Raw genomic sequence first — 19,724 nt, forward strand, 5'->3', positions numbered from 1 at the left:
CGCCGATGCTGCCGATCGACGCGGCGGCGCACAGCAGTCGCTGGCGCCGCCGTCATCCGTGCGAGAAGGCGGCTCTGGGCTTCGGTCTGACGCTGTGCGCGGTCTGCCTGCCGCCGTGGCCGGGGGCGGTCCTGGTCGTGGCGGCCACCCTGGCCGTGCTCCTCGGTCCGGCCGGGGTACCGGGCCGTCAGCTGTGGCGGGCGTTCCGGATTCCGCTGGGCTTCTGTGTGACGGGCGCGGTCCCGCTGCTCTTCGAGGTGGGCGGGGCGCGCGGCCTCGTCGCCCTGGCGCCCGACGGGCCGGTCCACGCCGGCGAACTGCTGCTGCGGACCTCGGCCGCGTCCCTCGGGGTGCTGCTGTTCGCCTTCACCACGCCCGTCTCGGACGTGCTGCCGCGGCTGGTACGGGCGGGGGTCCCGGCGCCCGTCGTGGACGTCGCCCTCGTGATGTACCGGATCAGCTTTCTGCTCCTCGACTCCATGGCGAAGATCCGCCAGGCTCAGGCGGCCCGGCTGGGTCTGACGACCCGGGCGGCGACCTGGCGCTCGCTCGCCGGGCTCGGGGCGACCGCCTTCGTCCGCGCCTTCGACCGGGCGCAGCGGCTGCAGTCCGGCCTCGCGGGGCGCGGCTACGACGGGACCCTGCGGGTCCTGGTGCCCGGCGCCGTCGTCTCGCGCCGGTTCCTGGCGGCGACGGCCGGCCTGCTCGGCGGTCTCGTCGCGCTCATTCTCGTACTGGAAAGGTCCCTCCCGTGAGTCTTCGTTCCCCCGTGGTGGAACTGGTCAGGGCGGGCTTCGCCTACGAGGACGGGCCCGCGGTCCTCGACGGGATCGACTTCGCCGTGCCCGAGGGGCGGGCGCTGGCCCTGCTGGGCAGGAACGGCAGCGGCAAGACGACGCTGCTGCGGCTGCTGAGCGGCGGGCTGCGGTGCGGGAGCGGCGCGCTCCTGCTGGACGGCGAGGAGGTGTCGTACGACCGCAAGGGGCTGACCCGGCTGCGGACGACGGTCCAGCTGGTCGTGCAGGATCCGGACGACCAGCTGTTCGCGGCCTCGGTGGGCCAGGACGTGTCGTTCGGGCCGATGAACCTGGGGCTGCCCGAGGAGGAGGTACGGCTCCGGGTGCGGGAGGCGCTGGAGGCGCTGGACATCGTGGCCCTGGAGGACCGGCCGACGCATCTGCTGTCGTACGGGCAGCGCAAGCGGGCGGCGATCGCGGGGGCGGTGGCGATGCGGCCGCGTGTCCTGATCATGGACGAGCCGACGGCCGGCCTCGACCCGCACGGGCAGGAGCGGCTCCTGGAGGTGCTGGGGCGGCTGCGGGACGCGGGGACGACGGTGGTCATGGCGACCCACGACGTCGACCTGGCGCTGCGCTGGGCGGACGAGGCGGCGGTGCTCTCCCCGCAGGGCCTGCGGACCGGGCCGATCACGGAGCTCCTCGCCGACGACGCACTGCTCACGGCGGCGCGGCTGCGCCGGCCCTGGGGCATGGCGGTCTCCCGGCTGCTGCGGGCCCACGGTCTGCTGGCGCCGGATGCGGACGGTCCCCGCACGGCGGAGGAGCTGGACGCGTGGGCGGAAGTGGGCCGCCGGTAGGGACCGACAGGTCGGGGGCCGGGCGGGGAGGGGGCTGGGGGACGCGGCCCCGGAAAGCCCATCCGCGGCCCTCGCCCCGCCGACGTAGCGCAGATCACGCCCTCACCCTTATGCAACTTGTTGCACAAGTCGCCTCGGGTCGTCTACAACAGGGCGTGACGTTCCTGCGCGAGGAGGCGCCCCGATGGCCCCGACCACCCCGTACCCGCACCTGCTGAGCCCCCTGGACCTCGGGTTCACCACCCTGCCCAACCGGGTGCTCATGGGCTCCATGCACGTCGGCCTCGAAGAGACCGAGAACGGCTTCGCGCGGATGGCCGCGTTCTACGCCGAGCGGGCGCGCGGCGGCGTCGGCCTCATCGTGACCGGCGGCATCGCCCCGAACGAGGCCGGCCGCCCCTGGGACGGCGGCGCCAAGCTCAGCACCGAGGAAGAGGTCACCGAGCACCGTCTCATCACCGACGCCGTGCACGAGGCGGGCGGCCGGATCGCGATGCAGATCCTGCACTTCGGGCGGTACGCCTACCACCCCGCGCTCGTCGCGCCCAGCGCGATCCAGGCCCCGATCAGCCCCTTCGTACCGAACGAGCTGACCGACGCCGAGGTCGAGCAGACGATCGAGGACTACGCCCGCTGCGCCGAACTGGCCAAGGCCGCCGGATACGACGGCGTCGAGGTCATGGGCTCCGAGGGCTATCTGATCAACGAGTTCATCGCGGCCGCCACCAACCGGCGCACCGACCGGTGGGGTGGCGCGTACGAGAACCGGGTCCGCTTCCCGCTGGAGATCGTCCGCCGGATCCGCGAGCGCGTCGGCGAGGAGTTCATCCTCGTCTACCGGCTCTCGATGCTCGACCTGGTCCCGGGGGGATCCACGCTGGAGGAGGTCGTCGCGCTCGCCAAGGAGATCGAGGCGGCCGGCGCCACCATCATCAACACCGGCATCGGCTGGCACGAGGCCCGGATCCCGACCATCGCCACCTCCGTGCCCCGCGGCGCCTACACCTGGGTCACCGAGAAGCTGATGGGCGCGGTGAGCGTCCCGCTGGTCACCAGCAACCGCATCAACACCCCCGAGGTCGCCGAGCGGATCCTCGCCGAGGGCCGCGCGGACATCGTCTCCATGGCCCGGCCGTTCCTCGCCGACCCCGACTTCGTGGCCAAGGCCGCCGCCGACCGCGCCGACACCATCAACACCTGCATCGGCTGCAACCAGGCCTGTCTCGACCACACCTTCAGCCTGAAGATCACCTCCTGCCTGGTGAACCCGCGCGCCTGCCACGAGACCGAACTGGTCCTCTCCCCCACCCGCCGCGCCAAGCGGATCGCCGTCGTCGGCGCCGGCCCCGCCGGGCTCTCGTGCGCGGTCTCGGCCGCCGAGCGCGGCCACACGGTCACGCTGTTCGACACCGCGGACGAGATCGGCGGCCAGCTCAACGTCGCCAAGCGGGTGCCGGGCAAGGAGGAGTTCAACGAGACCCTCCGCTACTTCCGCGTCCAGCTGGACGCCCGGGGCGTCGAGGTCCGGCTGAACACCACGGCCACCACCGAACTCCTCGCCGACTACGACGAGGTGGTCGTCGCCACCGGCGTCACCCCCCGCACCCCCGAGATCCCGGGCATCGACCACCCCAGCGTCGTCAGCTACCTCGACGTCCTGCGCGACGGCGCGCCCGTCGGCGACCGGGTCGCGATCATCGGCGCGGGCGGCATCGGCTTCGACGTCGCCGAGTTCCTCACCGACGGCGGTGAGGGCGCGAGCCAGGACCCCGAGACGTACTTCCGCCAGTGGGGCGTCGACACGTCCTACGAAGGACGCGGCGGACTGCGCGTCCCCGAGCGTCCCCGGCCGCCGCGCCAGGTCCACCTCCTCCAGCGCAAGGCCACCAAGGTCGGCGCCGGCCTGGGCAAGACGACCGGCTGGATCCACCGCGCCGAGATGAAGCACCGCGGTGTGAGCATGGTCGCGGGCGCCACCTACGAGCGGATCGACGACGAGGGCCTGCACCTCACCGTCGACGGCGAGCCGCGGACCGTCCCCGTCGACACCGTCGTCCTGTGCACCGGCCAGGAACCGCGCCGGGGCCTGTACGAGGAGCTGATCGCCGCGGGCCGTACCGCGCACCTGATCGGCGGCGCCGACGTCGCCGCCGAGCTGGACGCCAAGCGCGCCATCGACCAGGGCACCCGCCTGGCGGCGGCTCTGTGAGCCGCACGGCCCGAATCTAGGATTGCGCGCATGTCCCTCCCGCACGCGATCCTGACGGCGCTGCTCGAGAAGCCGTCCTCCGGCCTCGAACTGACGCGCCGCTTCGACCGGTCGATCGGCTACTTCTGGTCGGCCACGCACCAGCAGATCTACCGCGAGCTGGGCAAGCTGGAGCAGGCGGGGCACATCCGTGCCCTGCCCGCCCGGACCCCGGCCCGCGGGCAGAAGAAGGAGTACGAAGTCCTGCCCGCGGGCAGCGCCGAGCTGACCGAGTGGGTGGCCAGGACCGAGGACCCCAAACCGCTGCGTTCCGCCCTGCTGCTGCGGATGCGGGCCGCCGCGGTGGTGGGGGCGCCCGGGATGACCGCCGAGCTGCGGCGCCATCTCGACCTGCACCGGCGGCAGTTGGACGAATACCTGGAGATCGAGGTACGGGACTTCCCGCCGGAGCGCCGGGAGGGCGAGCCCGACCGCCTGCGGCATCTCGTGCTGCGCGGCGGGATCGACCTGGAGCGGTTCTGGGTGGAGTGGCTGACCCACGCCCTGAAGGAGCTGGAGGGGCAGGCCTGAGACCTCGGGGCCGCGCGGGGAACGGAAGCCCGCGGCCCCACCGGCGGGGCACATCGGCCACAGCGGTGCGGCGGTACGGCGGTACAGCGGTACAGCGGCACCGCGACACGTCGGCACCGCGACACCGCGGCAGCCCTACTCCCCCGCCATCGCCTTCCGCCAGGCCGCGTCGCGCAGCAGCCGCAGTCCGTTGAGCCCGACCAGGACCGTGGAGCCCTCGTGGCCGGCCACGCCGAGCGGCAGCGGCAGGTGGCCGGCGAGGTCCCAGACCACCAGCGCGCCGATGCAGGTGCCGGCGATCACCAGGTTCTGGACGACCAGCCGCCGGGCGCGGCGCGAGAGGGCCATGACGGCGGGGACGGTGGAGAGTTCGTCGCGTACGACGACGGCGTCGGCGGTCTCCAGGGCCAGGTCCGAGCCGGCCCGGCCCATCGCGACACCGGTGTGGGCGGCGGCCAGGGCCGGGGCGTCGTTGACGCCGTCCCCGACCACGAGGACCTTGGCGCCGGCCCGCTCCCACTCCCGTACCGCCGCCACCTTGTCCTGCGGCAGCAGCCCGGAGCGGATGTCCGTGAGGCCGGCCGGTGCGGCGATCCGGGCGGCGGCGCCGGCGTTGTCGCCGGTCAGCAGGGTGGGGGCGGTGCCGGTGAGCCGGGTCAGCGCGGCGACCGCCTCCGGCGCGCCGTCGCGGAGCCGGTCGGCGAGGACGAGGACCGCGACCGGAGCCCCGTCGACGACGACCTCGACCGCCGTGTCGGCGTGGGAGCCGTCGGCCCGGCGCACCCGCACGTCACGGCCCTGGACGGTCGCCCGCACGCCCTCGCCGGGTACGGAGGAGAAGTCGCTCGCGGCGGGGATCCGCAGTCCGCGTTCGCGTGCCGCGGCCACGATCGCGCGGGCCAGGGGGTGTTCGCTGGACCGTTCGGCCGCGGCGGCGAGCGCGAGCGCGCTCTCCTCGCCCCGCACCTCGACCAGGCGCGGGGCCCCTTCGGTGAGCGTGCCCGTCTTGTCGAGCGCGACCCGGTCGACGGCGCCGAGGCGTTCCATCACCACGGCGGACTTGACGAGGACCCCGTGGCGTCCGGCGGTGGCGATGGCGGAGAGCAGCGGCGGCATGGTGGCGAGGACGACCGCGCAGGGCGAGGCCACGATCATGAAGGTCATCGCGCGCAGCAGGGTGGTGGTGAGGTCGGCGCCGAACAGGAGCGGGACGGTGAAGAGCGCGAGGGTGGCGACGACGACGCCCACGGAGTAGCGCTGTTCGATCTTCTCGATGAAGAGCTGGGTGGGCGCCTTGGTGGCACTGGCCTCCTCCACCAGGGCGACGATCCGGGCGATCACCGACTCCCCCGCGTCCTTGTCCACGCGGACGCGGAGCGCGCCCGTGCCGTTGAGGGTGCCGGCGAAGACCTCGTCTCCCGGGGCCTTGGAGGCGGGCAGCGACTCGCCCGTGATGGTGGCCTGGTCGACGTCGCTCGCGCCGTGGAGCACGGTTCCGTCGGCGGGCAGCCGCTCCCCCGGCCGTACGAGCACGGTGTCGCCGACCCTCAGCGCGGCCACGTCCACCGCCTCCTCGGTGCTGCCGCGGAGGCGGACCGCCTTCTCGGGGGCGAGGTCGAGCAGCCCGCGGACGGAGTCGGCGGTGCGGCGGGTGGCGAGCGCCTCCAGGGCGCCGGAGCAGGCGAAGATGACGATCAGCAGACCGCCGTCGAGGTACTGGCCGATGGCCGCGGCGCCGAGGGCGGCGACGACCATGAGCAGGTCGACGTCGAGGGACCTCTCGCGCAGCGCCCGGAGCCCGGCCAAGCCCGGTTCCCATCCTCCGGCGGTGTAGCAGACGGCGTAGAGCGGCCCCCAGGCCCAGGCGGGGGCTCCGGCCAGGTCCAGCGGCAGCGCGCAGAGGAAGGCGAGGGCGGAGAGCGCCGCCCAGCGGACCTCGGGCAGCTCGGACAGACGGGTGCGGCGGGCGGGCGGCGGGGCCGCCGCGGCCGGGGTGGCCGCGCTGTCGAGCACCGGGGAAGCCATGGGAGTCCACCTCTTCGGAGACCGGGGACGGGCAGTGAACGGGCAAGGGCGGGACGCCGGACCACCATACCCGAACACATGAAGAGGTCTTCATCTATCTACATATGAGCGCCGCTACGATGAGCCCATGGGACACGGAGCGCACGGCGGGACCACCCCCGCGACCCACCTGGACGCGGACTCCGCGGCCACCATCGCCGCCACCCTCCAGGCCCTCGCCACGCCCTCCCGGCTGATGATCCTCACCAAGCTCCGCCAGGGCCCGTGCGGCGTCACCGAGCTGGCCGATGCCGTCGACATGGAGCAGTCCGCCGTCTCGCACCAGCTGCGGCTGCTGCGCGCCCTCGGCCTGGTCACCGGCGTCCGCCAGGGCCGCCGGATCGAGTACAGCCTCTACGACAACCACGTGGCCCAACTCCTCGACGAGGCCGTCTACCACATCGAGCACCTGCGCCTCGGCACCCGCGACGCACCGCACGCGAACGTGGATACTGGGCGGTCGTAGGCCCACCACGGGGTGGACCACCCACCAGGGGAAAGGGCGGGGATGGCCGACGACTTGGGGCACCGCGGGACGCGTCACGCGGTGGTCATCGGGGGAAGCGTCGCGGGCCTGCTGGCCGCGCGGGTGCTGAGCGAGCACGCGGAGAAGGTCACGGTCGTCGAGCGCGACCGCTTCCCGGAAGGGCCGGACGCCCGGCCCGGCGTCCCGCAGAGCCGGCACACGCACGTGCTGCTCGAAGGGGGCCAGCGGGCGCTGGACGAGCTGCTGCCCGGGTTCATGGACGAGCTCGCGGAGCTGGGCGCGCCGAGGGTGGGCATGCCGCAGGACCTGGTGCAGTGGCAGAACGGTCAGTGGTTCCGCCGGATCCCGGCCACGATCGCCATTTACACCGGCGCGCGCTCCCAGCTCGAATGGCTGGTGCGCCGGCGGGTCCTGGCCGACCCCAGGATCGAGACCGTCCAGGGCGCCGAGGCGGTCGGCCTGATCGGCGACACGGCGCGTGTCCGGGGCGTGTTGCTGCGGGACCGCGTCGCGGGCGCGGCGCCGTCCTCGCCCGGGTCCGGCACGGCCCGCCGCGAGGAGCCCCGCCGGCTGGAGGCCGACCTCGTGGTCGACGCCTCGGGCCGGGGCACCCGCGCGGCCGACTGGCTCGCCGCGATCGGGGCGGAGGCCCCGCACGAGGAGACCATCGACACCGGCCTCGCCTACGCCACCCGTGTCTACTCCGCCCCGGAGAACGACAAGACGGACGCCCTCGGGTACTTCGTCGTCCCCAACCCCCAGCAGGTGTACGGCGGGGTCGTGGTCCCCCTCGGCGGCGGTCGCCACCTGGTGACGCTGTCCGGCCTGCGCGGCGACGAACCGCCCACGGACGAGGCCGGGTTCGAGGCGTACGCGCATCGGCTGCCGCACCCGGTGATCGCCGAGTGGCTGACGCGCGCCACGCCCGAGTCGCCGGTCCACGGCTTCCGCAGGACCGCCAACGTCCGCCGCCGGTACGACCGCCCGGGCCGCCGGCCGGCCGGCTTCCTCGCCACCGGCGACGCGCTCTGCACCTTCAACCCGATCTACGGCCAGGGCATGGCGGTCGCCGCGATGAGCGCGGTCGCGCTGGGCCGCGCGCTCGGCGATCGCCGGCGTACGGCGAGCACCCGGGTGGTGCAGCGGGCCCTCCTCGACGCCTCCCGGCAGGCGTGGGACATCTCGGCCGGCTCGGACAAGAAGATGCCGGGCGCGACCGGCAGCGCGGTGGGCACCCGCGCGGTGGACAAGCCGGTCGGGTGGTATCTGGGACGGCTGCAGCAGCGGTACGGCGGAGACCCGGTGATCGGGGCGGCGTTCCGCTCCGTCCTCTCGCTGACCGCCCCGATGACGGCGCTGTTCGCCCCGGCCGTCGCACGGTCCGTCCTCTTCGGTCCGGTCCCGTGGACACCGTCCGAGCCGCCGATGCAGCGCGAGGAGTAGCGGGATCACGGGGGGGGCGGGCGGGGCGACCCGCCCGCCCCCGATGCCGTCAGGCGTCCGGCGCGGCCGTCACGACCCCGGCCGCGATCGCCGCGCTCAGGCGGGCGTGGTCGTCGGCGTTCTGGGCGGCGTAGCGGAGGGCGAAGTCGGCGATCGCGCGGTCGAAGACGTCGGAGCCGCCGAGGTACGCGGCGATGGCGACCCGGTCGCCGGAGCGGGCGTGGGCGCGGGCCAGGGCGCGGCCGCAGAGGGCGGCGTACTCCCGCAGCAGGGACGGGGACATGGACTCGACCTCCGCGGAGCCCTTCGTGTCGCGCAACTGGCGCCAGTAGAAGTGGCGTTGCTCGGGGCCGGTCATCCAGCCGAGGAAGATGTCGCTCGCCGCCTGGGTGAGCCGCTGGCCCGCGACGACCCGACGGCCCTGATGGGCGTACGTACTCGGCGTCAGGTACTCCTCCAGGAGCGAGCGGCGGGCCTCCTTCACCTGGAGGACCAGCGGGTCGTCCTCGTCCCGCCCTTCGAGGAGGAGGACGAAACAGCGGGTGCCCACGCTGCCGACGCCGACGACCTTGCGGGCCGCGTCGACGAAGCGGTAGCGGTCGAGGAGCACCCGTCGCTCCTCGGAGAGCGAGCTGCGGTAGTCGCTGAAGACCTTGCCGAGGCCGACCCGGTCGAGGTCGGGGGCGCGATGCAGGAGCGGCGGGGCGTCGACGAAGCGCCGCCTGCCGTTCTCGTCCCGCTCGGTGAGCCGGGCGAGGGCCTGGAGGCTGGTGCGGTGGCGGGCGCGGGCGAGGCCGCTCTCGAAGCGGGTGCGGCCGCGCCGGACCAGCGGCACCAGCGCGTCGGCGTCGATCCTCTCGTACCAGACGGCGAGCTCGCCGAGCCCGGCGAGGCGGCGCAGGGAGGTGCGGTACGCGGCGGTGGCGACGAGCGCGGCGCGGGCGGCCTTGGCCCGGGTGGCGCCGTTCTGCAGGGCGGCGACGGCGACGCTGGCGGCGAGCCGCTTGACGTCCCACTCGAAGGGGCCGGGCAGCGTTTCGTCGAAGTCGTTCACATCGAAGAGAAGGGCCCGTTCGGGTGAGGCGTACACACCGAAGTTGAGCAGATGGGCGTCCCCGCAGAGCTGGACGGTGAGGCCGGTGTGGGGCTGGGCGGCCAGGTCGGCGGCCATCACACCGGCGGCGCCCCGCAGGAAGGCGAAGGGCGTCGCGGCCATGCGTCCGTACCGGAGGGGCACGAGTTCGGCCACACGGTCGACGGACTGGCGCTGCAGGACGGCCAGCGGATCGGGGCGCTGAGAGGAGGGTATCCAGCGGCCGTGCGAGGACCGGGGGACGCGCTTGCGGGCCGCCCGGCCCGTTTCGGCTCGCTCGTACGGTGTCAGCATCCGGCCTCACCCGCCTCTTCCAGCGCCGCTACCGGTTGGACTCATTACAAGCGCACTCGCTCCTTTCGGCCACTCTCACCGGGACCCCCTTCCTTAATGGTTTAGACCAATGATAGGAATGATCACTCACACGGCCCACACGATCACGCTATGCAAGGAAGGGTCTGAACATGGCTGAGCCCGATCCCGAGCAGGTGGCGGCGGTTCCGCTCTACCTCCGGGTCGCCGCCGCCCTGCGGGACGACCTCGTCGACCGACGCATCGCATCCGGCAGCCGGCTGCCGTCCGAGCGCTCGCTCGCCCACCGCTACCACGTCAACCGCCAGACCGTGCGCAGCGCGCTCCACCTGCTGCGCGAGGAAGGACGGGTGGTGACCGACCGGCGCGGCACCTTCGCCGTCGGCGGCGGGGGCGAACAGACGCACGTCCCGGGGCTGACGGTCCGCCGGCAGTCCTTCCCCGGCGGTACGGAGGCGGCCGACGCGCTCGTCCGGGCCGCCCTCGCCTGGGAGGCGCCCCCGGCGGCGCTGGCCGGCCGCCTCTCGCTCGTGCCGGGAGAGCCCACGCTCGTCCATCGGCACGTGGTGATGAGCCCCGCCGGGACGCCCCTGCAACGCTCCGTGTCGTGGTTCTCCCGGCAGGCGCTCACCGAGATCCCCCAACTCTCCCGCTACCGGCGGGGCAAGGACGCGGCCAAGCAGCCGGACCTGCGGCTGCTCTACCACTGGATGCACCAGGCGGGGCTGCGGCTGACCCGACGGGAGTCGATCGGCGTGCCCCCGGGGCCCGGGACGGGCATCGGCGCGGGCCCCGGTCCCGGTGCCGGTTCCGGCCAGGGCGTCGGTGGGGGCGCGGCGCGGCTGGTCGTCCACCGGGTGGTGAGCGACCAGCACGGCCATGCGCTGGAGATCACGGACATCGACTTCGCTGCCCAGAGCGCCGCCTGGACGTACGAGTTCAGCGCCTGAGCCCGACGGGGCACCGGCCGTGGCCGCGGGCCTCCTGCCCGCGACGCCTGCCCGCCTGCCCGCTCGCGACGACCTAGACGATCCCCTCGGCGATCTCCGCCTCCTCGCGGGCGGTGCCGTACGCCGAGGGGGTCCCGTAGGACCGGCGGGCGACGTACCACCAGAGGGTGGCGAGGACGAGGACCACGGCCAGGGCGATGACGGCGTAGTTCATGGAGTCGACGGTCACCGGCGACCTCTGCGGCAGGCAGAACAGGACGGTGACCACGGCCACCCAGACCACGGCCGTCCACCCGATCGGCCGGCTCCAGCGGCCGAGGTTCCAGGGCCCCGGGGTGAAGCGGTCGCCCGCCCGGAGGCGGAGGTAGATCGGGATGGCGTAGGCGGGGGTGATGCCGATGACGTTGATGGCGGTCACCGCTCCGTAGGCGGTGGCGGAGTAGAGCGAGGGCACGGCCAGGACGGCGGCGACGGCGACCGAGAGCCAGACGGCCGGAACCGGGGTCTGGGTGCGGCTGCTGACCTTGCGCCAGAGGGCCGAGCCGGGCAGGGCGTTGTCGCGGCTGAAGGCGAACACCATCCGGCTGGCGGCGGCCACCTCGGCGTTGCCGCAGAAGAGCTGGGCGGCGATGACCACGAGCAGCAGGGCGGTGGCGCCGCCGGAGCCGAGCGCGTCGAGCAGGATCTGCGCGGGCGGGACTCCGGTGGCGCTGTTCTGCGTGCCCGCGTAGTCCTGGATGGCGAAGGTGAGCCCGGCGAGCAGGGCGAAGCCGGCGATCCAGGAGACCCAGATGGCGCGCACGATGCCCTTGGCCGCGCTGACCGAGGCGTTGGAGGTCTCCTCGGAGAGGTGGGCGGAGGCGTCGTACCCGGAGAAGGTGTACTGGGCGAGGAGCAGGCCGACGGCGGCGACGTAGAACGGGTTGGCCCAGCCGGTGTCGTTGACGAACTCGGTGAAGACGAACTCGGCGGACTGGTGCCGGTCGGGGACGAGGGCGAGGGCGCCGACGATGGCGGCGACTCCGGCGAGGTGCCACCAGACGCTGATGGAGTTGAGCACGCTGACCAGGCGGACGCCGAAGAGGTTGAGGACGGCGTGCAGGAGCAGGATGGCGAGGAAGATCAGGAAGGTGGATCCGGCCGTGGGCGCGATGCCCCATTGGAGGTTGAGGAAGGCCCCGGTGAAGAGCGCGGCGCCGTAGTCGATGCCGGCGATGGCGCCGAGCAGGCCGAGCAGGTTCAGCCAGCCGGTGTACCAGCCCCAGCGGCGGCCGCCGAGCCGGTCGGCCATGTAGTAGAGCGCGCCGGAGGTCGGATAGGCGCTGGTGACCTCGGCCAGGGCCATGCCGACGCAGAGCACGAAGAGACCGACGCCCGCCCAGCCCCACATCATGACGGCGGGGCCGCCGGTGCCCAGGCCGAAGCCGTAGAGGGTCATGCATCCGGAGAGGATGGAGATGACGGAGAAGCTGATGGCGAAGTTGCCGAAACCGCCCATGCGGCGGGCGAGGACCGGCTGGTAGCCGAGCTCTCTGAGCCTGGCCTCGTCGTCCTGGCCCTGGACGGGGCCGTGGATGTCGTCGACGGGGACGGTGCGGGACATGGCCGGTACCTCCGGGGGTGGGGGGAGCGGGTGCGTCGGTGGGGGTGGTTCTCCGGGGCGGGTTCGGGGCGCTTCTTCGGGACGGTTGTCCGGGTTGTCCGGGGCACTTCGGGGCGGTGGTCCGGGGCGGTTCGCGTCGGCGTCAGGGGTCGAGGCAGCGGGCGCGGGCGTTCAGGAAGACCTCTTCGGCGAGCGCGCGGTCGTCGGGGTCGGCCGTGCGGTACGCCCAGGGCAGCGTCGTGTAGTACGGGCCCAGGGCCTCGAAGACCCGGGCGGCGTCGGCGAAGCGCAGGGCTCCGTGCAGGGCGTGGGCCAGGTGGTTGAGGTCGAGCAGGGACGCCTCGGCGGTGGCGCAGAAGAGGAACCAGCCGTCCAGGGCGCGGCGGGCCTCCCGGACGGCGTCCTCGGCGACCCAGTGCAGGTCCAGCGCGTGCTCGTGGCCGCGTTCGCGTCGGTAGCGCTCGACCCGGACGTAGAGCGGAAGGGCGTGCAGGGCCGAGCCGGGAGGGGCGCCCGAGACCGCCCACTGGGCGTAGTTGGCGGCTTCGGAGAGCGTCCCCGGCCGGCGGGCGTAGAAGAACTGCAGCATGCGGTGGTGCGCCTCGCGGTTGTGCGGGTCGCGCTTCTCGGCCTCGGCGAGAAGGGCCCAGGGGCCGGGCGGGAGCATGGGGGCCGGCGGGGGCTGCCGGTACTGCTCCGCGTGCGGCGCCGCGTCGATGACGGCGAGGGCGAGCAGACAGATCCAGGGCACGGGGTCGGCGGGTAAGCGTTCGGCGGCGGAGCGGCAGGCGATCCACGCCTCCTGGCGCAGCTCGTGGGTACGGGGGTGGGCGGCGCGGTGGGCGCGTACGGCGCGCTCCACGGCGACCCGGGTGTGCATCACGGTCGCGGGCGCGCTCTCCGGCTGCTCGGCGCGCCAGGCCTGGACGACGTCGCTGCCGGCGGCGACGGCGGCCAGGATCTGGGTGCGCTGGGTCCAGGCGGCCCAGCCGGACGTCTCGTCGAGTAATCGGGCCATGGACACCCAGCGGCCGGTCCGCAGGTCCTGGACGGCGTGGCGCAGGGCGTGGTCGTGGCCGGCCGGGTGGTAGACGGGCCGGAAGCCGTGCCCGCCTCTCACGGGGCGGGGCGTGCGGTGGGTGACATGGGTCCTCGGTGGGGTGGAGGGGTGGTCGGCCCCCGGTGGACATCCCGGCCGTTGATCGGCGATCACTATAAAGGCCGCTGGATCACCCCGGTCCACTTTCGCTTCTGATCGTAACTATCCGGCCACGGAACGGATTTGATCAACGATCCCGGGTGTGGCCGAAGGTGACGAGGCCGCCGGCAGCGGCTTGACGCGTCGCGGCGGGTACACGAGGCTTTCGGCTTCGGTGATCAAGGACGCCGGGCGCAGCGGGCGCGGCACGAGGCCGGAGTACGCGGGGGCGGGGCGATGTGGACGGGAGCACGACGATGACGGAGCCGGTCCTCGCCGTCGACCAGGGCACCTCGGGGACCAAGGCGCTCGTCGTCTGCCCCGAGCGCGGTGTCATCGGCACGGGTTCGGCGCCCGTCCGGCCGCGCCACCTGCCGGGCGGCCTGGTCGAGGTCGACCCCCGGGAGCTGTACGCGTCCGTCGTCGCCGCCGGTCGCGAGGCGCTGGCCGAGGCGGCCACCCCGGTGGCGGCCGTGGGGCTGGCCAACCAGGGCGAGACCGTCCTCGCATGGGATCCGGCCACGGGTGAACCGCTGACCGACGCGCTGGTCTGGCAGGACCGCCGGGCCGCCTCCCTGTGCGACGAACTGGCCGCGCACGCGGACCGGTTGCGGCAGTGGACCGGGTTGCCGCTCGACCCCTATTTCGCCGCGCCCAAGATGGCCTGGATCCGCCGCCACCTCACCGGCGCGGGCGTGGTCACCACCAGCGACGCGTGGCTCGTGCACCGGCTCACAGGCGCCTTCGTCACCGACACCGCGACCGCGGGCAGGACCGGGCTCCTCGATCTCGACACGGCGTCCTGGTCGCGGCCCGCCCTCGACGTCTACGGCCTCGGCGGGGAACGGCTCCCGCGGGTCGTGGACTCGGACACCCCGGTCGGCACGACGACCGCGTTCGGGCCCGCGCTGCCGCTGACCGGCCTGCTGGTCGACCAGCAGGCGGCGCTCCTCGCCCAGCGGGTCACCGAACCGGGCACCGCCAAGTGCACCTACGGCACGGGGGCGTTCCTGCTCGCGCAGACCGGCCCGGTCCCCCGCCGGGGCGACGACGGGCTGGTCAGCTGCGTGGCCTGGCGGCTGCGGGGCCGGACGAGCTACTGCCTGGACGGCCAGGTCTTCACGGCGGCGTCCGCCGTGCGCTGGCTGACCGACCTCGGGGTGCTCTCCGGGCCCGCGGACCTCGACGCCGTGGGCGGGACGGTGTCCGACTCCGGCGGCGTCACCTTCGTACCGGCCCTGGCCGGCCTCGCGGCGCCGTGGTGGCGCGGCGACGTGCGCGGCTCGCTGCACGGCCTCGGCCTGGACACGACCGCCGGGCATCTGGTCCGCGCCCTCAGCGAGGGGATCGCCGCGCAGGTCGTCGAGCTGGCGGGCGCGGCGGCCGCCGGCCTCGGGGCGCCGCTGACCGCGCTGCGGGTCGACGGCGGCCTCACCCGGTCCGCGCTCCTGATGCAGACCCAGGCGGACCTGCTCCAACTCCCCGTGGAAGTGTCGGCGTTGCCCGACGCGACCGCGCTCGGGGCGGCCGCTGTCGCCCGGCTCGGCCACGACCCCTCGCTCGGCGTCGACGGGGCCGTACCGGAGTGGAAGCCGTCGGCCGTGTACGAGCCGCGTGTCGGCGGTCCGGAGGCGAGCGAGCGCCTGGGCCGGTTCCGTACGGCCGTGGCCTCGCTCCTCGACGGCGCCCCCGGGAGCCGGCTCGCATGACGGCCGGGAGACCCGGGGCGGTGACCCGTGCGGGCGCGCTGCCCGACACCTCGGCACCGGGCGCGGAGTACGACGTGGCCGTGGTGGGCGCCGGCGTCGTCGGCTGCGCCCTGGCGCGCGAACTCGCCCGCCACTCGCTGCGGGTGGCCCTCGTCGAGGCGTCCGGTGACGTCGGCGACGGCACGTCCAAGGCCAACACCGCGATCCTGCACACCGGTTTCGACGCCGTCCCCGGCTCCCTCGAAGCACGGCTCGTACGGGACGGGCGGCGCCGGCTCCTCGCCTACGCCGACGCGGCCGGCATCCCCGTCGAGCCGGTCGGCGCGCTCCTCGTCGCCTGGGACGCCGAGCAACGCGCGGCCCTCCCCCGCCTCGCCGACAAGGCCGCCCGCAACGGCCACCGCACGACCCGCGTGATCGGATCGGCCGAACTTGCCGTACGTGAACCGCACTTGGGTCCCGGTGCGCTCGCGGCGCTGGCCGTGCCCGGGGAGTCGATCATCTGCCCGTGGACGACGACCCTGGCGTACGCCACCCAGGCGGTCCGCTCCGGCGTGGATCTGCACCTCGGCTGCCGGGTCGAGACGGCCGTCCCCGGGGCGCCGCACCGGCTGGTCACCGGGCGGGGGGCGCTGCGGGCCCGGTACGTCGTCAACGCCTGCGGGCTGTACGCGGACCGGTTCGACGCGCTGTTCGGCAGGCACGACTTCACCGTGACACCGCGGCGCGGCCAGCTGATCGTCTTCGACTCGTTCGCCCGGGGGCTCGTCCGGCACATCCTCCTGCCCGTGCCGGGGCGGCTCGGCAAGGGGGTGCTGGTGGCGCCGACGGTCTACGGGAAGGTGCTGCTGGGCCCGACGGCGGAGGACCTGGACGACAGGACGGCCACCGGTTCGACGGCCGAGGGGCTCGCGTCGCTGCGGGATCAGGGGCGGCGGATCCTGCCCGCCCTGCTGAACGAGGAGGTGACGGCCGTCTACGCGGGGCTGCGGGCCGCCACCGAGCACGACGACTTCCAGGTGACGGCGCACGCCGGGCTCCGGTACGTGACGGTCGGCGGCATCAGGTCCACCGGGCTGACCGCCTCCCTCGCCCTCGCCGCCCATGTGGTGGAGCTGCTGGCGGCGGAGGGCCTGGAGCTCGGCGCGGAGCGGCCGCTCGTCCCGGTCCGGATGCCGAACCTGGGCGAGGCGTTCCCCCGCCCGTACCGGGACGCCGAACGGATCGCCCGCTCCCCGGACTTCGGCGCGGTGGTCTGCCCCTGCGAGCGGGTCACCCGCGGGGAGATCCGGGAGGCGCTCGCGTCGACGATCCCGCCCGTCACCCTCGACGGCCTGCGCCGCCGGACCCGGGCCCGCGGCGGGCGCTGCCAGGGGTTCACCTGCGGGGCGACGGTCCGGTCCCTGTTCGAGGAGGCGGGGAGATGAACCGGCCCGCCGCGGGTGCGGAAGGCGGCCGGACGGCGGACTCGGCCCCTTCCACGGGCAGGGACGGGGTCGCGATCCGGTCGGTCGACGTGCTGGTCGTCGGGGCGGGACCCGCGGGGCTCGCGGCGGCCGCCCGGCTGGCGGCGGCGGGCGTGGGCCGGGTCGAGGTCCTGGAACGGGACGAGGAGGCCGGCGGCGCGCCGCGCCACTGCGACCACGGCGGCTTCGGCGCGGGCGAGCGGGGCCGCACGGTCGACGGGCCGGCGTTCGCGCGCCGGTCGCTCGCCCTGGCACTTCGGGCGGGAGCGGTGGTCCGCACGGGTGTGACGGTCACCGGCTGGGCCGGGCCGCTGGCCCTGGAGGTCACCGCGCCCACGGGTCTGGAGCGGATCGCAGCCCGGGCGGTCGTGCTGGCCACGGGCGCCCGGGAGCGCCCGCGCAGCGCGCGGCTCGTCCCCGGCACCCGGCCGGCCGGGATCCTCACGACCGGGGAACTGCAGCGGTCCGTGGTGCTGCACGGTGTGCGCGGGCCACGGCTCGGACGGCGCGCGGTGGTGATCGGGGCGGAGCCGGTGGCCGTGCACGCGGTACGGACCCTGCGCGAGGCCGGTCTGGACGTCGTCGCGAGGGTGACGGACCGGCCCCCCGGGCGACGGCGTCTCACCGCCGCTTCCGGTGGGGCGACTCCTCCCCTGCTCACGGGAGCGACGGTGACGGAGATCCTGGGGCGCGGGCGCCTCACCGGCGTGGGGGTGGCCTACGACGACGGGCGCCGGGGGACGGTCCGCTGCGACACGGCAGTGTTCACCGGGGACTGGATCCCCGAGCACGAACTGGCCCGGACGGGCGGGGTGCCACTGGACCCGGCCACCCGGGGGCCGGCGGTCGACGGGTCCTTCCGTACCGCCACGACGGGGGTCTTCGCGGCGGGCGACGTCCTGCGGGGCGTGGAGTCGGCCGCCACGGCCGCGGCGGAGGGGCGCGCGGCGGCGGAGGCGGTGCTGCGGCGGCTGGCGGGCGAGCCGTGGTCGACGGGAGGGGTGCCGGTGGTGGCCGAGTCGCCGCTGCGGTGGGTGCTCCCCCACCGGATCGCGGGCCCGCTCCCCAATCGGACACCGGACGGGTCGGACCGGCGGGCCGGCGACGGAGCGGCCACCCGGCCGGTCCTCGTGCGCGCGGAGACGTCGCTGGAGAGCCCGGTGTTCCGCGTCGTCCAGGACGGGCGGCTCCTGCACCGGGTGGCGGTGCGAGGCGCGGTGGCGCCGTGGCGTTCCGTGCGGCTGTCCCCGGCGTGGACGCGGGACGTCGACCCGGAGGGCGGTCCGGTGGTGGTGGGGGTGGGGGGCTAGGGCGTGTTGCGCAGCCAAGGCCCTTCGCCCTGCGCCTCGGAGGGCCGGTGCCGGGAGCCTCCGGCGTCAGAGGCCTGGTCCACTGGCATGTGCGACGGGCCGTTGACCGCCCTCCCCGTACCCCTCATGCTCATGCCAGGAATCCCGTCTTCCGACACGGAGGTGTCATGGTCAGGCGCGCGATCAGATCCCTGCTCTCCCTCGTCCTGCTGGTGGTCGCCGCGCTCGCGGGCACAGTGGCCACCGCGGGCACGGCGCACGCGGACGAGTGCTACACCTGGGGCCGCACACTGTCCTCCGGCATGTCCGGCGCGGACGTGACCCAGCTCCAGATCCGGGTCGCGGGCTACCCCGGCTACGGCGCCGTCCTCGGCGTCGACGGCTCCTACGGGCCGGCGACGAAGGCCGCCGTCACCCGCTTCCAGCAGGCGTACGGGCTCGGCGCGGACGGCGTCGCCGGCCCCGCGACCTTCGCCAAGCTGTACGCGCTCCAGGACGCCGACTGCACCCCCGTCCACTTCACCTACGCCGAACTCAACAAGTGCAACGGCGACTTCTCCGGCGGAGCCGTCAGCGCCGCCACGGCCAGGGCGAACGCCCTGCGCGCGATGTGGAAGCTGGAGGCGCTGCGCCACGCGCTCGGCGACGTGCCGATCTCGGTGAGCAGCGGTTTCCGCTCGAAGGCCTGCAACGCGGCCGTCGGCGGCGCCTCGGACAGCCGGCACCTGTACGGCGACGGCATCGACCTCACGGGGTCGCCGTCCCTGTGCACCCTGGCCAAGCAGGCGCGCAACCACGGCTTCAACGGCATCCTCGGCCCCGGCTACCCGGGCCACGGCGACCACGCGCACGTCGACACCCGGTCCGCGCGCTTCTGGTCGGCGAGCAGCTGCGGTATCTGACCGTTTCGGCCACACTGGGCGGCATGCCGGACAAGCGCAGTGCTGGACTCCTCCTCTTCCGCAGGACGCCGGAGCGTGGCGTCGAGGTGCTCATCGGCCATATGGGCGGGCCCTTCTGGGCGTCGAAGGACGTCTCGGCCTGGTCGATCCCGAAGGGCGAGTACGGCCCCGAGGAATCCCCCGAGGCCGCCGCCCACCGCGAGTTCGAGGAGGAGCTGGGCCTCCCGGCCCCGTACGGCGAGCGGGTCCCGCTCGGCGAGGCGCGCCAGCGGAACGGAAAGACCGTCACGGTCTGGGCGGTCGAGGCGGACCTGGACCCGACCCGGGTCGTGCCGGGGACGTTCACCATGGAGTGGCCGCGCGGTTCGGGCGTCCAGCGGGAGTTCCCGGAGATCGACCGGGTCGGCTGGTTCACCCCCGCGGCGGCCGCTCCGCTGCTGGTGGCGGGGCAGCGGGTGTTCCTGGACCGCCTCGCCGCGCACCTCGACGGGCGGGGCGGACCCCCGTTGTCAGACCCGTAGGAGAGGGTGGGAGTGCCAACCTGTCGAGAGGGAGCCCGACATGACCACCACCCCCGCCCGTGAGCGCGCCGCCGCCCAGGCGTACCTCCGTCTGCTGGAGTCCACCCAGGCGGTCCTGACCGACCCGCACCTCGCGCCGTACGCCGGGGTGATGCTCACCCACCCCATGGCGGAGGCCGACGCGGCCCTGCGCGCCGCGGGCCTGTCGGGCAACGAGGCCCACCTCCTCCACCTGGTCTCCGCGCTCCGCAGCTCACCGACACCGGCGGACCGCGGCCGGGGCTAGAACC

17 protein-coding genes are annotated in these 19,724 nt (G+C 74.5%); 13 read left to right on the forward strand and 4 right to left on the reverse strand.

What is annotated here, in order from left to right; genetic code table 11:
• Nucleotides 1–5: 5 nt before the first annotated feature.
• The 4 genes from cbiQ (at nt 6) to ACFZBD_RS08305 (ending at nt 4,376) form a co-directional block, all read left to right on the forward strand.
• On the forward strand, nt 6–755 hold the full coding sequence (gene cbiQ / locus ACFZBD_RS08290; protein ID WP_391137506.1) for a cobalt ECF transporter T component CbiQ: 750 nt from the start codon (nt 6–8) through the stop codon (nt 753–755).
• Nucleotides 752–1,597 carry an ATP-binding cassette domain-containing protein gene (locus ACFZBD_RS08295; protein WP_391137509.1) on the forward strand — a complete coding sequence of 282 codons (846 nt, stop codon included), beginning with the start codon at nt 752–754 and terminating at the stop codon, nt 1,595–1,597. Before cbiQ ends, ACFZBD_RS08295 begins: the two co-directional genes overlap by 4 nt.
• Nucleotides 1,598–1,781: 184 nt before the next feature.
• Nucleotides 1,782–3,806: an FAD-dependent oxidoreductase gene (locus tag ACFZBD_RS08300; protein WP_391137512.1), complete on the forward strand. Its 2,025-nt coding sequence runs from the start codon at nt 1,782–1,784 to the stop codon at nt 3,804–3,806.
• A gap of 30 nt (nt 3,807–3,836) precedes the next feature.
• Nucleotides 3,837–4,376: a helix-turn-helix transcriptional regulator gene (locus tag ACFZBD_RS08305; protein ID WP_391137515.1), complete on the forward strand. Its 540-nt coding sequence runs from the start codon at nt 3,837–3,839 to the stop codon at nt 4,374–4,376.
• A 135-nt stretch (nt 4,377–4,511) separates the two neighbouring features.
• Here the strand turns inward: ACFZBD_RS08305 and ACFZBD_RS08310 are convergent, their stop codons facing one another.
• Nucleotides 4,512–6,401, reverse strand: coding sequence for a heavy metal translocating P-type ATPase (locus ACFZBD_RS08310; protein ID WP_391137518.1), 1,890 nt, complete (start codon nt 6,399–6,401; stop codon nt 4,512–4,514).
• A gap of 127 nt (nt 6,402–6,528) precedes the next feature.
• Between ACFZBD_RS08310 and ACFZBD_RS08315 the strand changes: the two genes are divergently transcribed.
• Both ACFZBD_RS08315 and ACFZBD_RS08320 read left to right on the forward strand, forming a co-directional pair.
• Nucleotides 6,529–6,906 (forward strand): metalloregulator ArsR/SmtB family transcription factor, encoded by a 378-nt coding sequence (locus tag ACFZBD_RS08315; RefSeq protein ID WP_391137521.1) that lies wholly within the window; start codon nt 6,529–6,531, stop codon nt 6,904–6,906.
• Between the two features lie 42 nt (nt 6,907–6,948).
• On the forward strand, nt 6,949–8,370 hold the full coding sequence (locus tag ACFZBD_RS08320; protein WP_391137524.1) for an FAD-dependent monooxygenase: 1,422 nt from the start codon (nt 6,949–6,951) through the stop codon (nt 8,368–8,370).
• A gap of 49 nt (nt 8,371–8,419) precedes the next feature.
• Here ACFZBD_RS08320 and ACFZBD_RS08325 read toward each other — a convergent pair whose 3' ends face one another.
• A complete protein-coding gene (locus ACFZBD_RS08325; RefSeq protein WP_391137527.1) occupies nt 8,420–9,757 on the reverse strand; it encodes a DUF2252 family protein in 1,338 nt (445 codons plus the stop codon).
• 170 nt (nt 9,758–9,927) lie between these two features.
• On the opposite strand from ACFZBD_RS08325, the gene ACFZBD_RS08330 reads away from it, so the two are divergent.
• Nucleotides 9,928–10,725: a GntR family transcriptional regulator gene (locus ACFZBD_RS08330; RefSeq protein WP_391137539.1), complete on the forward strand. Its 798-nt coding sequence runs from the start codon at nt 9,928–9,930 to the stop codon at nt 10,723–10,725.
• A 73-nt stretch (nt 10,726–10,798) separates the two neighbouring features.
• On the opposite strand, the gene ACFZBD_RS08335 is transcribed toward ACFZBD_RS08330, so the two are convergent.
• Both ACFZBD_RS08335 and ACFZBD_RS08340 read right to left on the reverse strand, forming a co-directional pair.
• Nucleotides 10,799–12,328: an amino acid permease gene (locus tag ACFZBD_RS08335; protein ID WP_391137542.1), complete on the reverse strand. Its 1,530-nt coding sequence runs from the start codon at nt 12,326–12,328 to the stop codon at nt 10,799–10,801.
• A gap of 142 nt (nt 12,329–12,470) precedes the next feature.
• A complete protein-coding gene (locus tag ACFZBD_RS08340) occupies nt 12,471–13,448 on the reverse strand; it encodes a hypothetical protein (RefSeq protein ID WP_391137545.1) in 978 nt (325 codons plus the stop codon).
• 335 nt (nt 13,449–13,783) lie between these two features.
• Between ACFZBD_RS08340 and ACFZBD_RS08345 the strand changes: the two genes are divergently transcribed.
• From ACFZBD_RS08345 to ACFZBD_RS08370, 6 genes are all read left to right on the forward strand, one after another.
• Nucleotides 13,784–15,235 carry an FGGY family carbohydrate kinase gene (locus ACFZBD_RS08345; protein WP_391137548.1) on the forward strand — a complete coding sequence of 484 codons (1,452 nt, stop codon included), beginning with the start codon at nt 13,784–13,786 and terminating at the stop codon, nt 15,233–15,235.
• On the forward strand, nt 15,232–16,662 hold the full coding sequence (locus ACFZBD_RS08350) for an FAD-dependent oxidoreductase (RefSeq protein ID WP_391137551.1): 1,431 nt from the start codon (nt 15,232–15,234) through the stop codon (nt 16,660–16,662). The genes ACFZBD_RS08345 and ACFZBD_RS08350 overlap by 4 nt, the downstream gene beginning before the upstream one ends.
• On the forward strand, nt 16,659–18,011 hold the full coding sequence (locus ACFZBD_RS08355; protein WP_391137554.1) for an FAD-dependent oxidoreductase: 1,353 nt from the start codon (nt 16,659–16,661) through the stop codon (nt 18,009–18,011). Before ACFZBD_RS08350 ends, ACFZBD_RS08355 begins: the two co-directional genes overlap by 4 nt.
• A gap of 167 nt (nt 18,012–18,178) precedes the next feature.
• Complete coding sequence (locus tag ACFZBD_RS08360; RefSeq protein ID WP_391137557.1) at nt 18,179–18,913, forward strand: D-Ala-D-Ala carboxypeptidase family metallohydrolase; 735 nt, start codon at nt 18,179–18,181, stop codon at nt 18,911–18,913.
• A gap of 23 nt (nt 18,914–18,936) precedes the next feature.
• Nucleotides 18,937–19,434 carry an NUDIX domain-containing protein gene (locus tag ACFZBD_RS08365; RefSeq protein WP_391137560.1) on the forward strand — a complete coding sequence of 166 codons (498 nt, stop codon included), beginning with the start codon at nt 18,937–18,939 and terminating at the stop codon, nt 19,432–19,434.
• Nucleotides 19,435–19,474: 40 nt separating this feature from the next.
• A complete protein-coding gene (locus ACFZBD_RS08370) occupies nt 19,475–19,720 on the forward strand; it encodes a hypothetical protein (RefSeq protein WP_391137562.1) in 246 nt (81 codons plus the stop codon).
• Nucleotides 19,721–19,724 lie beyond the last annotated feature (4 nt).

Source organism: Streptomyces sp. NPDC008121 (genome assembly GCF_042957155.1).
In the GTDB taxonomy this organism is placed as follows: domain Bacteria; phylum Actinomycetota; class Actinomycetes; order Streptomycetales; family Streptomycetaceae; genus Streptomyces.